Here is a 13,923-nt window from a genome sequence, read left to right on the forward strand (position 1 = left end):
TCAAAAAGCTTATGCTGATGCAAGATATAAGGAAGAAGATTTTCCTGTAACAAACCAATTATGTAAAGAAGTTATTGCTTTACCAATGCATACTGAATTAGATGATGAACAAATTAAATTTATAACGGATTCGATTTTAGAGTTTGTTTAATTCGAATTTTAGATTGTTCGAATAATCGAATAATTAAATAATCGAAAAATCAAGAAAATGAAAATAGTAGTTACAGGAGGATTAGGTTTTATAGGTTCACACACAGTAGTAGAATTACAAAATGAAGGTTTTCAAGTTATTGCTATTGATGATTTATCTAATTCATCTGAAAGTGTTTTGGACGGAATTTTCAATATCACAGGAAAAAAACCAATATTTGAAAAATTAGATTTAAGAGAAAAACTAGCTGTGCAAGATTTTTTTGCTAGACATAATGACGTCGTTGGAGTTATTCATTTTGCTGCTTCAAAAGCGGTTGGTGAAAGTGTTGAAAACCCTTTGTTATATTATGAAAACAATATAAATGCGTTAGTTTATGTTTTGCAAGAAATTACCAAATTGAATAATGCTAATTTTATTTTTAGTTCATCATGTACAGTTTATGGTCAAGCCGAAAATATGCCTATTACTGAAAATGCTTCCATTCAAAAAGCAATGTCACCTTATGGAAATACCAAACAAATTGGTGAAGAAATAATTACTGATGTAGCTAAAGTAACAAACGTGAATTCAATTTTATTGCGTTATTTTAACCCAATTGGCGCACATCGAACTGCTGAAATTGGAGAACTACCTCTTGGTATTCCGCAAAACTTAGTGCCATTTATTACTCAAACAGCAATGGGTTTGCGTGAAAAGTTATCCGTTTATGGAAATGATTACCCAACAGCAGATGGAACGGCAGTTCGTGATTATATACATGTAGTGGATTTAGCAAAAGCACATGTTATTGCTTTGAAACGATTATTGGATAAAAAAAACCTTAATAAAGTTGAAACGTTTAATTTAGGAACTGGAACAGGAAGTTCTGTTTTAGAAGTTATAAATGCTTTTGAAAAAGTTTCCAATAAAAAATTGAATTATCAAATAGTAGGAAGAAGAGAAGGCGATATAACTGAAGCTTATGCAAATACTGATAAAGCAAATAAAGTATTGGGCTGGAAAGCACAATCTACATTAGAGGAATCTTTAGCAAGTGCCTGGAAATGGGAACAGAAGATTAGAAGCTAATACAAATAGAAACCCCAAATAGTTTTAAATTATTTGGGGTTTTTAAGTTTAAAAAGAGATTATTTTACAGCTTCATCTATTTTATCTCCCATGTGCTCAGCACCTTCTTTCATGTCGTGTCCAACTTCTGTTGCAGTAGAATCAATTGCATCAACTGCATCTTCAGTTGCTGTTTCGATTTCTGTTCCAACAGCTTCAGTTGCTTCTTCTATTTTGTCTTCAGTAGATTCTTTACAAGATACAAAAGCTAGTGTTGATACAAATGCTAATGCTAAAATTGCTTTTTTCATAAATTAATGTTTTTGAAATTAATAATAATTTGGTTATCAAATATATAAAATTCTACTCAATCTTTAATAAAAAATTTGGATTAGGACAGTTTTTTGTAAAAAAATCAATTTCGTTTTTACTACAAACTCCAGGGTAATCTCCTTTTTTACCTTGCATATCTTTTATGATTTGAAAATGTAAATGCGGTGCGTAATCACCATTAATTGGTGGTGCTCCAAGAGTTGCAATTTGATTCCCTTTTTTTACAATTTGACCAATTGCTTTTCCGTTTAAACTTTCTAGACTCAAATGGCCGTATAATGTATAAAAAGTTAAGTTTTCAATTGTGTGTTCTAATATTACCGTAGGGCCATAATCTCCTAAAGCAGTATTATCTTGAAAACTATGAATTCTCCCATCTAAAGCTGCTAAAACACTTGTTCCTGCTTTTATCCATAAATCTAATCCAATATGAATGTTGCGTTCATCTGTAATTTCATTTTTAAAAACCTCACTTCTTCTGTATAAGTTTCTTGTCTCTAAATAGCCACCAAAAGCAACTTTTGCATTGTTTTCTGAAAGATGATTTTCTATAAACGCTTCAAAAACAACAGCATCAGTTAAATTTAAATCTAATTGATCTGTGTGATTTGCTGACAAATCTAATGTCACATAATCTTGAAAATCAATTGTTGCATTGATGACTTTTACGTTTTTTTGTTCTTTAAGCACTTTCTCTAAATTGCTATGCATATTGTTTATTCTACTAATTCGTTATATAATTTTTCAAATGTTTGATCTAAATTATCGCTAAACCCAGAATGTGGTCTTGATGTTTGAATGCTAGAACTTTTTATAGCAGTTATCCATCTGAAACGTTCATCTTTTTCAAATTGAGCAACTGGTCCACCTTCTTTTTTGCCTTCGCAGATATTTACAAGTGCTTCAAGGTTGACTTTAAGTATTTCTAAATCAAAATCAGTACAAAAAGCTTGAATTTTTTTAGTTGGAATTTGATATTTAATGCGCAAATATTTTTGACGCTTCGAATAAAGCATCAAACCAATGTTTACAAATTCTTCGCGTTCAACTCTTGGTACAACACGAATTACAGCATAATCATATAAGTGTTTTTCGTGCATCTTGCGCTTGTTTTAAAAATAATTCTGAGTTTTGTAATCGTATGCTTAAAAACTGAAAATAAACTTCTTTAATTTCATTTGGTGAAATACTTTGGTCTTCCCAATGCAACCAATCTTCAGGAATTTGATTTACAATTTCTTTTAATATTGTGTCATTTAATTTTGATGTAAATTCAGCATGAACTTCGTCTAATTTCGATGCTTTAGGTAATAAAACATGATCTTTAATAAGAGCAAATGGTGTTTTTGCAGTTGCTTCCCAATTTGTCCAAGAATGATGAAAATAGAATGAAGCACCATGATCAATCAACCAAAGTTCTTTTTTCCAAATCAATAAATTGGTGTTTTTAAAAGTTCTGTCAACATTTATGATAAAAGCATCTAACCATACTATTTTTGAAGCTAAAGTAGCCTCACAATCATTTGCCGCTGCATCATAAGTTAAAGCTCCAGATAAGAAATGTAATCCTAAGTTTAAACCTTGACTAAATTTCAATAAATCTTGAATTTCTTCATCGGCTTCTGTTCTTCCAAAAGCTTCATCCAAGTTAGCAAATACTAATTCAGGAATTGGTAAACCCAAATATTTTGCAATTTGACCTCCTAAATATTCAGCAATAAGTGCTTTTACACCATGTCCTGCACCACGAAATTTTAAAACATATTTAAAATCATCATCAGCTTCAGCTAATGCAGGTAGCGAACCACCTTCGCGAAGTGGTGTTATGTATCGTGTAACGTTTACAGTTCGTAAATCTAAATTCATAAATACTGCATTCTTTTTACAAAGATAGCCAAAAAAAACTCCGATATTTCTATCGGAGTTTTTTAAGATTTATTTGTTATGCAGAATGCGTTTCCGCTTCTTTATTAATTTTTAATAAATTGCTTTGTAATAGTTCCATTTTCACTATTTATTTTTATGAAATAGATACCATTACTTAAAGTAGAAACATCAATAGATTTATAGTTTTCATTTTGGTTAATAATAGTTTGGCCAATTTGATTTATAATATTTATAGATTTAACTTCAAAATTATCAGGAACATCAATGTTTAATAAATGATTTGTTGGATTTGGATATAAAGAAATTTCGTTTGAAGAATTGAATAAATCATTAGTTAAACTGCCTGAATTGTTTAATCTTAAAATTCTATTCTGTTTGATACCATTATAAGATGTAAATGATCCACCAACTAAGATTTTATTATCGACTTGTATGTTTATATCATAAATAGATTTTCTATAATCGAATAACCCGTAACCAAAACCAGTTCCAGTATTAAAATTTGAATCAAGACTACCATTGCTATTTAATAATAATAATGATTCATTAGTATCATAACCTAATAATATTTTGCCATTACTTAGTGTTTTTGTTGTGAGTATCCTGTTGCTAATATAAAAATTATTTGGAAAAAAAGTTACATCGAGAGTCCCATTAGAATTGAAACGTGCAATTTTATACACGTTAACATTATTTACACTCGTGAAATCTCCAGCAGCAATTATTTTTCCGTCCGGTTGAATTTCTATAGATGTAACTCCACTTGAAGTTGTAATAACATTAAAACTTGAATCAATTGATCCGTCAGTGTTTAAGCTTTTTATACTATTTCCATCAGAATAAATGATTTTTCCATCGTTTTTAAGTGCAATTGTTTTGTTGAAGTAATTTATTGTGCCACTGCTATTATACAAAGTGATGTGATTAAAAATAGCATCATTTGAACCATCAGAATTTAATCGAAATAACTTATTGTTACTTTTTACAATTACTTTTCCATCAGGCTGAAGAATTAAATCATTAATTTGATAAATTGAAGGCAAAAAAGGGTTGAAAGTATCATCAATTGAGCCATCAGTATTTAATCTTACAATTAAATTTTTAGGCGTATTGTCAAATATATTAAATAAACCACCAATTATAATTTTATTGTCTGGTTGAATGATTATTGATTTAACATAAGCAATATTGCTCCATGAAAGGAATGTGCTTGAATTTATTATTCCACGTCCAATATTGAAACTTGTATCAGTACTTCCATCTATATTTACTCTCACGATACCTCTTTGGTCATTTCCATTATATCTTGAAAAATTCCCTCCAATTATTATTTTTCCATCAGACTGAATTTTTGTACAAAATACAGAATTAGTAGGGCCATTATTTTTGTTAAAATCAAAATCAACTGTACCATTATTATTTAGTTTTGCGATTCTGCCAAATTCGGTGTAATTATAATAATTAAAGTTACCACCAATCAAAATACTTTGGTTAGATAATATTAATAAGGATGATATTTTTGACACTTCGTTGTTCAAAGGGTTGTTGTAATTAATATTATAGTCTTCTGGGCCATAAATATTAAGAAATGATGAATCTAGTGTGCCATCTGAATTTAACCTTGCAAGATTCTTTATGGAAATTTGATCAATTTTAGTAAAGCGACCACCAATTAATATTTTCCCATCAGATTGAATTTCAGTTGCGATTACGTAACCAGGATATAAAAAAGTGTTTCCACTTGGATAAGTACCTAACAGCGCGAATCCATTTCCAATATTAAATGTATTGTCAATTGTTCCATCGCTATTAATTCTTACAAGACCTTTAGCAGGAGAATTATTGTAGGTTATAAACTGACCTCCTACAATGATTTTGTTATCTGGTTGTATAGAAATTGAATTAGCATTAACATATTGATTAGATTGAAATCCAAATCCTATTTCAGAATTAAAACTTAAATCAATTGATCCGTCATTGTTTAATCTTGCTATATGGTTTCTAATAGTACTATTGAAGGCTGTAAAGTTACCAATCACTATTATTTTTCCATCTGCTTGTAACTTAATGTTTTTTACAATAGTTTCGTTACTACTTCCTGTAATTCCGTATTGTGCTCCTAAACCACCAACGTTAAAGTTTGTATCTAGTGAACCGTCTGTATTTAATCTTGCAATTCTGTAAGTAGAAATATTATTATAAGCAGTAAAACTACCTCCTATCAATATTTTACCATCTGGTTGAATTGTCGAAGTCTTTATATATCCACCAGAAGTCATAGATAAATTAAAAGTTGAATCAATAGATCCATCTGAGTTTAATCTTTTAATTCCATAATTTCCTGCAATTATTATCTTTCCATCAGATAGAATATTTATTGAATATATAGAGTTGTTACCGTTTATGCCGTTTATAATGATATTGAAGCTGTTATCTATTGAGCCATCAGTATTTAATCTTATTATTCCGGTACAATCAATGCCATTATACTTCCAAAAATCACCACCAATAAGAATTTTACCATCTGATTGTTTTGCAGAAGTATAAACATTTCCATAAGGAGCGCCAATTCCATCTCCTGTTAAATTAGGATTATTATTAAAAGTAAGGTCTAGCTCAGCAACTGTTTGGGCATTAGTAATAACAGTAAAAAACAGTACTAAATAAAAAAATAAATTTTTCATAATCAATCAATTTGACTATCAAAGATAATGAATTTAATCATTTCTTTAGAAAAAATTAATTAAGCAGAATGCGTTTCAGCGTCTTTATTAATTTTTCCAACTAATCCAACCAACACTTTTCCTGGGCCAACTTCTGTAAAACTTGTAGCTCCATCAGCAATCATTTGTTGTACAGATTGTGTCCATCTAACTGGAGCCGTTAATTGAATGATTAAGTTTTTCTTAATCTCTTCAGCATCAGAAACAGCACTTGCCGTTACATTTTGATAAACTGGACAAATAGGAGTAGAAAAAGTTGTTGCTTCAATAGCTGCTGCCAATTCTTCCCTTGCAGGTTCCATCATTGGAGAATGAAAAGCTCCACCAACAGGTAAAATTAAAGCACGTTTTGCTCCAGCTTCTTTCATTTTTTCACAAGCTTCCTCAACAGCTTTGTATTCTCCAGAAATTACCAATTGACCAGGACAGTTATAATTTGCAGCTACAACAATTCCATCAATTGAAGCACAAATGTCTTCTACAATTTTATCATCTAAGTTTAAAACAGCAGCCATTGTTGAAGGTTTAATTTCACATGCTTTTTGCATAGCCAAAGCTCTTTGTGAAACTAATTTTAATCCATCTTCAAAAGATAATGCTCCATTGGCAACTAATGCTGAAAATTCACCTAATGAGTGACCTGCAACCATTTCAGGTTTAAAATCATCACCTAAAGTTTTAGCTAAGATAACTGAATGTAAAAATACAGCTGGTTGGGTTACTTTCGTTTCTTTTAATTCTTCAGCAGTTCCTTCAAACATAATGTCTGTGATTCTGAAACCTAGAATATCGTTTGCTTTTTCAAATAGCTCTTTGGCTAATGCCGAATTTTCATATAAGTCTTTTCCCATTCCTGAGAATTGTGCTCCTTGACCAGGAAATACGTATGCTTTCATGTTTTTGAGTTTAAAAGTTTAAAAGGTTATGAGTTTAAAAGTTAAAATCAAAACCTCTGCAAAATTAAACTTTTTCAACATAAAAAAACCTTACAAATACTAAAATCTGTAAGGTTGTATGTTTTTGAATGGTAAAATTATGCTTTGGCCAGTTGTAAATCAATGATAAGTTTTACTTCTTCACCTACTAAAACTCCACCAGTTTCTAAAGCTGAATTCCAATTTAGTCCCCAATCTTTTCGGTTAATTTTGCTTTCAATATTTAATCCCACTTTGGTATTTCCCCAAGGATCTTGCATTAATCCACTAAATTCTACAGGAAATTTCACTTCTTTTGAAGTTCCTTTTATAGCTAAATCACCAGTTAATTCATATTGGTTTTCACTTACTTTAGTAAAAGATTTACCTGTAAAAGTTAATTTTGGATGGTTTTCAGCATCAAAAAAATCACCACTTTTTAGGTGATTGTCTCTGTCTGTGTTTCTTGTATCAACGGAGTCTATATCAGCTGAGAATGAAATTTTTGCTGTTGTAAAATCGTTTTCTTCTGTTTCTATCGTCCCGTTATAGGTGTCAAATTTTCCTGAAACATTGGTAAACATCATGTGCTTTACTTTAAAACCAATTTCTGAATGTGTTGGGTCAATTGCCCATTTTGTAGTTGCCATAATATATGTTTTTTAAATGATTTATAATAAGACTACAAATTTACAACTAGATAGTTAGCTTATCACTTAACCTAGATTAAGAAATTATAAATCAATTGATTTTATTATGTCTAATAGGTTGTTTTTTAGTTCAGGATTAATAATGCCGTTAGTTTTATCAAAATTTTCGTAAAAACTGGGTAAAGAAAATGTGCCTACTAAAGCAGCATCATGTCTTGGAAATCTATCTTTTGCGATGTCTAGAACAGATTGTCCACCACGAGCACCAGGAGAAGTTGCCATTAATAACATTCTTTTGCCTTGAAAAACTTTTCCGTTTATTCTAGAAGTCCAATCTAAAATATTTTTAAATGAAGCAGTGTAAGCGCCATTGTGTTCGGCTAATGAAACAACTAGTAAATCTGCTTCTTCCATTTTATCCAAGAAATTTTGAGCTTCTTTAGGGAAACCATTTTCTTCTTTGTCTACTGAAAAAACAGGCATTTCAAAATCATTTAGATCCAAAATTTCTACAGTTGCATCTTGAAATAAACTTGAAGTATAAGTAGCTAATTTTTTATTGATTGAATTTTTGCTAGAAGATCCTCCAAAGGCAATTATTTTTTTAGTCATTATTTTTGGTTTTATAGTATGATAAAGCTCCAGAAGGACATTTTTTTACTGTTTCAATTATCTTTTCTGAAGTCGAGGCATCAATTTTAATCCATGGTTTTTCTTTGGGCTGAAATACATCAGGATTGTTTTTTACGCAATTTCCAGAATGTGTGCATTTTCCAGATTGCCATACAACAGTAACTTCACCGTTTGTATATTCTTTTGTAATGTCTTTTGGATTCATAGCTACTATATTTAAGTTATAAAATATCCTGAAATTCAGGTGTTTTTTCAATCAAACTTTTTACAAAAGGACAAAGCGGAATTATTTTTAAATTCTTTTCTCTAGCAAATTCAACAGCTTTTGCAACCATCATTTTACCAAAGCCTTTTCCATTATTCCCTTCGTTTACTTCTGTGTGGTCAATTATAATTTTATCTTCACCTGCAAATACAAAAGTCATTTTAGCTTCTGTTTTTCCATTAACTTCTATGTAGAAAAAACCATTTTTATCGTTTATATTTAATTGTACTTCCATTTTTTTTTAATTTAAACTACGACTGAATACTCCTAACTGAACACTGAGCACATTCTTAAACTTCCATTGGAATTTCCATTATTAAAAATTTTGCTTTTGTATTTGCTTTTATTTCTAATTCAGAAGTTTCCCAAATTCCTATTGCATCTCTTTGTTCTAGTTTTTCACCATTTACTTCGATTTCTCCTTCAATGTTCATGATATAAAATCCGTTTCCTTCTTTTTTAAGCGTAAGTTTTTTAGAAAAATTGCCATCAAAATCACTTAAATAAAACCAAGCATCTTGATGAATCCAAACTCCAGCATCATCTGCGTTTGGAGATAATATTTGAGCAAAATCATTTTTTTCTAACGATTTATCTAAAGTAATTTGTTGATACCTTGGTTCTACATCACGAGTTTTTGGAAACAACCAAATTTGAAATAATTTAGTTTGTAAATCAGGATTTGGATTAAATTCAGAATGTTGAATTCCAGTTCCAGCACTCATAACTTGTACATCACCAGTTTTTATGGTAGCTGCATTTCCCATACTGTCTTTGTGTGCTAAATCGCCTTCTAACGGAATAGTAATGATTTCCATATTATCATGAGGATGAGTACCAAAACCCATTCCAGCTGCAATTGTGTCATCATTTAAAACTCTTAAAGTTCCAAATTGAACTCTCTCTGGATTGTACCAACTTCCAAAACTGAAACTATGAAAAGCATTTAACCAACCATGATTTGCATTTCCTCTAGTGTTTGCTTTATGTAAAACTGTATTTTTCATCTTATTGTAAATTTAGTAATTATTATGATACAAATTTACGTTAGGAATAGATTACAAGCACTTAACCTAGATTAAGAAATTATTTCTTCAACATTTTAGCTTTCATCTTGCTGAAAAATTCAGGTGTAACACCAATATATGAAGCAATTTGTTTTTGAGGTATGCGTTGAATTAATGTTGGATATTTTGAACAAAATTTTTCAAAACGTTCTTCGGCTGATAAACTTAAATTATCCATTAAACGTTCTTGATGTGCTACTAATGAATTTTCGGTTAGAATTCTAAAAAAGCGTTCTAATTTTGGAATTTTATAATATAATTCATCTTGGTTTTCTTTTGAAAGTATAGCAACTTCTGCATCTTCATTAACTTCAATGAATAAATTTCCAGGTTTTTGAGAAAGTAAACTATACATGTCTCCAATCCACCAACCTTCGCAAGCAAAATGTAAAACGTGCTCAACAATATTGTCGTTAATATTGAAGCTTCTTAATATACCAGAATTTACAAAATAGGAATGTTTGCAAATTTCACCAGCATTTAATAAAACGGTTTTGGCTTTGTATTGCTGAATTTCAATTTTAGACAAAATCAATTCTTTTTCTTGTTGAGAAAGCGAAACTATTTTTTCTATATTTTGAATGATCAATTGCATTATATCAAAAGTACTATATAATTTAATAGAAACGTTATATTTGATAGATGAAAACAGAAGCAATGAAAACAGAAAAGGAAAAAATGCTTGCAGGTGAAAGCTATTATGCTGACGATAAAGAGCTTGTTGCTGAACGTTTACATGCAAAAAAACTTCTTCATCGTTTGAATGTAACAGAATATGTTATGAACGGTAATGCAAGAAATATTCTTCACAGTTTAATGCCAAATGCACACAAAAGACTATATATTGAACCACCTTTTCATTGTGATTATGGATACAATTTACACTTAGGTGAAAATGTATATTTTAATATAAATTGTGTGGTTTTAGACGAAATGAAAGTTGAAATAGGAGATAACGCTTTAATTGGTCCAGGTGTCCATATTTATACAGCGACACATCCATTAAATGCAAAAGAACGTAGACTTAAGGAAATTTCAAAACCAGTTTCAATAGGTAATGATTGTTGGATTGGAGGAAACACAACCATTTGTCCAGGAGTGAAAATTGGGAATGGATGTGTTATTGGAGCTGGTTCTGTGGTAACAAAAGATATTCCAGATAATTCAATGGCAGTTGGAAATCCTGCAAAAGTTATTAAAAAATTGAATCAAGAAAACGTTTAGTTTATTTCTTTTTATTTAATTACAGTTACCAATTTTGCTGTTTCTTTTGCTCTTTCCACAATTTCTTCAATAGGAGTTTCTAAAGAATCATACGATAAAACGACCCCCATTCTTCTATAAGGTCTAGAAGTAGGTTTTCCGAATAATCTAAAATCTGTTTTTGGCAAACAAGCTACATTTTCAATTCCTGTAAATGTTGGATGGTTTGAATTTTCAGAAGCTAAAATTACAGCACTTGCTCCATTTTTTTCTAGAGTAATTTCTGCAATAGGCAAACTTAAAATAGCACGAAGATGTAATTCAAATTCATTGAAATTTTGAGTATTAGCTAAAGTTACCATTCCAGTATCATGAGGTCTTGGTGATAATTCAGAGAAATAAACACCTTCATCAGTCAAGAAAAATTCTACACCAAAAAGTCCAGCGCCACCAAGGGCTTCCGTAACTTTTTCAGCCATGTCTTGTGCTTCAAATAAATCTTTGTCTGAAACTCTTGCAGGTTGCCAACTTTCTTGATAATCACCACGTTCTTGTCTGTGGCCTATTGGAGCACAGAAAAGAGTAGGGTTGTTGTTTTGGGTAACCGTTAATAAAGTAATTTCAGAATGAAAATTCACAAAGGCTTCCACAATTACTTCAACTACATCACCACGAGAACCTTCAACAGCATAATTCCATGCTTTTGTAATATCTTCATTAGTTTTGATTGTAGACTGACCTTTTCCAGACGAGCTCATTAATGGTTTTACTACACAAGGCATTCCGACTTCTTCAACAGCTTTTTGTAATTCATCTGCAGTTGTTGCATAACGATAATTTGCTGTTTTTAAACCTAAATCTTTAGCGGCTAAATCACGAATAGCTTTTCTATTCATTGTAAAATTTGCAGCTTTTGCAGAAGGAACAACTGTTATTCCTTGCTTTTCATAATCATAAAAACGTTCTGTTCGAATAGCTTCAATTTCTGGAACAATAAAATCAGGTTGGTGTTTAGCTACGATTCTGTCTAATTCAGAACCATCAAGCATATTGATGACTTCAAAACCATGAGCTACTTGCATTGCTGGAGCATTTTCATAGCTATCAACTGCAATAACCGTTTGTCCAATTCGTTGTGCTGCAATTACAAATTCTTTTCCTAGTTCACCTGAACCTAATAGTAGTATTTTTTTGTTCATTTTTTTGTAATAAAAAAGCCCCAAGTTTCCTTGAGGCAAATATATGTTTATGCTAATACTTCTTTAATTCTTCGTAATGCTTCTATTAATTGTGTTTCGCTCGTTGCATAAGAAAAACGAATACAGTTTGCATTTCCAAAAGCTTCACCAGTTACTGTTGCAACATTAGCTTCAGAAAGTAAATACATGGCAAAATCGTTTGCATCTTTAATTTCTGTTCCTCTTAATGTTTTTCCGAAATATTCAGAGACATCTGGAAAAACATAAAATGCTCCTTCAGGTGAATTGATTTTTAATCCTGGAATTTCTTTAATTAATCCAACTACTAAATCTCTTCTGCTTTTAAAAGCTGAAACCATTTCATTTAATACTTTTGGATCAGCATCAACAGCTGCAATTGTAGCTCTTTGAGCAATAGAATTTGCTCCAGAAGTTACTTGTCCTTGCATTTTTGTACAAGCTTTTGCTATAATTTCAGAAGCTCCAATATAACCAATTCTCCAACCTGTCATTGCAAATGCTTTTGCAACTCCATTTACTGTAATAGTTCTTTCAAACATATCTGGAATTGAAGCTATACTGCAAAATGTTCCTGAGAAGTTGATATGTTCGTAAATTTCATCAGAAACTACATAAATTTCTTGTTTTTGGTTTAGAATTACTTTTGATAAAGCCGTTAACTCTTCACGGTTAAAAACAGAACCACTTGGGTTACATGGAGAACTATACCAAATCATTTTTGTTTTTGGTGTAATCGCTTTTTCTAATTGTTCTGGGGTGATTTTAAAATCACTTTCAATAGTTGTTGGCACTTCAACAGGAATTCCTCCAGCCATTTTTACGATTTCATAATAAGAAACCCAATAAGGAGCTGGTAAAATTACTTCATCACCATCGTTTAGCATAACTTGCGCAATGTTATATAACGATTGTTTTGCACCTGTAGAAACTACAACATTAGAAGGTTTATACTCTAAATCGTTGTCTCTTTTGAATTTTCTACATATTGCTTCTTTCAAATCCATATATCCATCAACTGGAGAATAGGTTGAATAATTTTCATCGATTGCTTTTTTTGCAGCTTCTTTTATAAAATCAGGTGTGTTGAAATCAGGTTCACCTAAACTTAAACTGATAATGTCTTTACCTTGTGATTTTAATTCTCTTGCCAAAGCAGCCATAGCTAAGGTTTGAGAAGTTGATAATTTGTTAATTCTGTCTGAAAGTGGATTGTTCATTGTGTTGATGATATTAAATAAAGAGACGCGAAATTAATCGCGTCCAGATGTTTATGCTAATTGAGGTTTTTTTCCTAAATCTTTTAGATGTTTAAAGTGCGAGTAAAGAGCACCTCTCATGGTTTTAAATTCATAATAAGGTAAATCATATTCCAAAGCTGTTTCTTTTACAATTTTTGCAATTTTATCATAATGTATATGACTAATATGTGGAAAAATGTGATGTTCAATTTGATGGTTTAAACCACCAGTATAATAATTTACTAACCAGTTTTTAGGAGCGAAGTTAGCAGTTGTAAACAATTGGTGAATAGCCCAAGTATTTTCCATTGTTCCCTCTTCACTTGGAGAAGGAGTAATTGTATCTTCAACAACATGTGCTAATTGGAAAACAACACTTAAAATAACTCCAGCTGTATAATGCATAACAACAAATCCTAATAAAACTTTCCACCAAACAATTCCTATTACCATTGGAATTGCTAACCATATTGAAAAATAAATCACTTTTGTAATTACTAAAGTAGTCCATCTTACAGAAGGTTTTTTGAATTCACCGTAAGAAAGTTTTCTTTTTAAATAACGCTTCATTTGAAGGAAATCAGTTGTG

General features: G+C 30.8%; 18 protein-coding genes. 3 read left to right on the forward strand and 15 right to left on the reverse strand.

Annotated features, from left to right (window positions below; translation table 11 throughout):
- Both AACZ53_RS09360 and galE read left to right on the forward strand, forming a co-directional pair.
- Window positions 1-151 (forward strand): DegT/DnrJ/EryC1/StrS family aminotransferase (locus tag AACZ53_RS09360; protein WP_339837537.1); only part of this gene is annotated, 151 nt, incomplete at its 5' end.
- Window positions 152-208: 57 nt separating this feature from the next.
- Complete coding sequence (gene galE / locus AACZ53_RS09365; RefSeq protein ID WP_339837489.1) at window positions 209-1,222, forward strand: UDP-glucose 4-epimerase GalE; 1,014 nt, start codon at window positions 209-211, stop codon at window positions 1,220-1,222.
- 59 nt (window positions 1,223-1,281) lie between these two features.
- Here the strand turns inward: galE and AACZ53_RS09370 are convergent, their stop codons facing one another.
- The 12 genes from AACZ53_RS09370 to AACZ53_RS09425 form a co-directional block, all read right to left on the reverse strand.
- Complete coding sequence (locus tag AACZ53_RS09370; protein ID WP_339837492.1) at window positions 1,282-1,512, reverse strand: hypothetical protein; 231 nt, start codon at window positions 1,510-1,512, stop codon at window positions 1,282-1,284.
- Window positions 1,513-1,564: 52 nt separating this feature from the next.
- Window positions 1,565-2,245: a peptidoglycan DD-metalloendopeptidase family protein gene (locus tag AACZ53_RS09375; protein ID WP_339837495.1), complete on the reverse strand. Its 681-nt coding sequence runs from the start codon at window positions 2,243-2,245 to the stop codon at window positions 1,565-1,567.
- Between the two features lie 5 nt (window positions 2,246-2,250).
- On the reverse strand, window positions 2,251-2,634 hold the full coding sequence (locus AACZ53_RS09380) for a DUF3037 domain-containing protein (protein WP_339837498.1): 384 nt from the start codon (window positions 2,632-2,634) through the stop codon (window positions 2,251-2,253).
- A complete protein-coding gene (locus AACZ53_RS09385) occupies window positions 2,612-3,400 on the reverse strand; it encodes a HipA family kinase (RefSeq protein WP_339837500.1) in 789 nt (262 codons plus the stop codon). The genes AACZ53_RS09380 and AACZ53_RS09385 overlap by 23 nt, the downstream gene beginning before the upstream one ends.
- Before the next feature lie 104 nt (window positions 3,401-3,504).
- Entirely contained in the window at window positions 3,505-6,105 is a 2,601-nt protein-coding gene (locus AACZ53_RS09390) for a T9SS type A sorting domain-containing protein (RefSeq protein WP_339837503.1), read from the reverse strand.
- Between the two features lie 59 nt (window positions 6,106-6,164).
- Window positions 6,165-7,040 carry an ACP S-malonyltransferase gene (fabD, locus tag AACZ53_RS09395; RefSeq protein ID WP_339837506.1) on the reverse strand — a complete coding sequence of 292 codons (876 nt, stop codon included), beginning with the start codon at window positions 7,038-7,040 and terminating at the stop codon, window positions 6,165-6,167.
- A 137-nt stretch (window positions 7,041-7,177) separates the two neighbouring features.
- The gene (locus AACZ53_RS09400) at window positions 7,178-7,708 is read right to left on the reverse strand and encodes a YceI family protein (RefSeq protein WP_339837508.1); all 531 of its coding nucleotides are present in this window, start codon (window positions 7,706-7,708) and stop codon (window positions 7,178-7,180) included.
- A gap of 84 nt (window positions 7,709-7,792) precedes the next feature.
- Window positions 7,793-8,320, reverse strand: a complete 528-nt coding sequence (locus AACZ53_RS09405; RefSeq protein WP_339837511.1) for an NAD(P)H-dependent oxidoreductase — start codon at window positions 8,318-8,320, stop codon at window positions 7,793-7,795.
- Complete coding sequence (locus AACZ53_RS09410) at window positions 8,313-8,546, reverse strand: (4Fe-4S)-binding protein (RefSeq protein WP_339837514.1); 234 nt, start codon at window positions 8,544-8,546, stop codon at window positions 8,313-8,315. The genes AACZ53_RS09405 and AACZ53_RS09410 overlap by 8 nt, the downstream gene beginning before the upstream one ends.
- 16 nt (window positions 8,547-8,562) lie before the next feature.
- Window positions 8,563-8,841 carry a GNAT family N-acetyltransferase gene (locus AACZ53_RS09415; protein WP_339837518.1) on the reverse strand — a complete coding sequence of 93 codons (279 nt, stop codon included), beginning with the start codon at window positions 8,839-8,841 and terminating at the stop codon, window positions 8,563-8,565.
- Between the two features lie 55 nt (window positions 8,842-8,896).
- Window positions 8,897-9,613: a pirin family protein gene (locus tag AACZ53_RS09420; RefSeq protein ID WP_339837521.1), complete on the reverse strand. Its 717-nt coding sequence runs from the start codon at window positions 9,611-9,613 to the stop codon at window positions 8,897-8,899.
- A gap of 79 nt (window positions 9,614-9,692) precedes the next feature.
- A complete protein-coding gene (locus tag AACZ53_RS09425; RefSeq protein WP_339837524.1) occupies window positions 9,693-10,268 on the reverse strand; it encodes a Crp/Fnr family transcriptional regulator in 576 nt (191 codons plus the stop codon).
- Window positions 10,269-10,330: 62 nt separating this feature from the next.
- On the opposite strand from AACZ53_RS09425, the gene AACZ53_RS09430 reads away from it, so the two are divergent.
- Window positions 10,331-10,897: a sugar O-acetyltransferase gene (locus AACZ53_RS09430; protein WP_339837539.1), complete on the forward strand. Its 567-nt coding sequence runs from the start codon at window positions 10,331-10,333 to the stop codon at window positions 10,895-10,897.
- Window positions 10,898-10,908: 11 nt separating this feature from the next.
- Here AACZ53_RS09430 and purT read toward each other — a convergent pair whose 3' ends face one another.
- From purT to AACZ53_RS09445, 3 genes are all read right to left on the reverse strand, one after another.
- Window positions 10,909-12,075: a formate-dependent phosphoribosylglycinamide formyltransferase gene (purT, locus tag AACZ53_RS09435; protein ID WP_339837527.1), complete on the reverse strand. Its 1,167-nt coding sequence runs from the start codon at window positions 12,073-12,075 to the stop codon at window positions 10,909-10,911.
- Between the two features lie 47 nt (window positions 12,076-12,122).
- The gene (locus tag AACZ53_RS09440; RefSeq protein ID WP_339837530.1) at window positions 12,123-13,313 is read right to left on the reverse strand and encodes a pyridoxal phosphate-dependent aminotransferase; all 1,191 of its coding nucleotides are present in this window, start codon (window positions 13,311-13,313) and stop codon (window positions 12,123-12,125) included.
- Between the two features lie 51 nt (window positions 13,314-13,364).
- Window positions 13,365-13,923 (reverse strand): fatty acid desaturase (locus tag AACZ53_RS09445; RefSeq protein WP_339837533.1); only part of this gene is annotated, 559 nt, incomplete at its 5' end.

The sequence above is a fragment of the uncultured Flavobacterium sp. genome (assembly GCF_963975005.1).
Taxonomy (GTDB): Bacteria; Bacteroidota; Bacteroidia; order Flavobacteriales; family Flavobacteriaceae; genus Flavobacterium.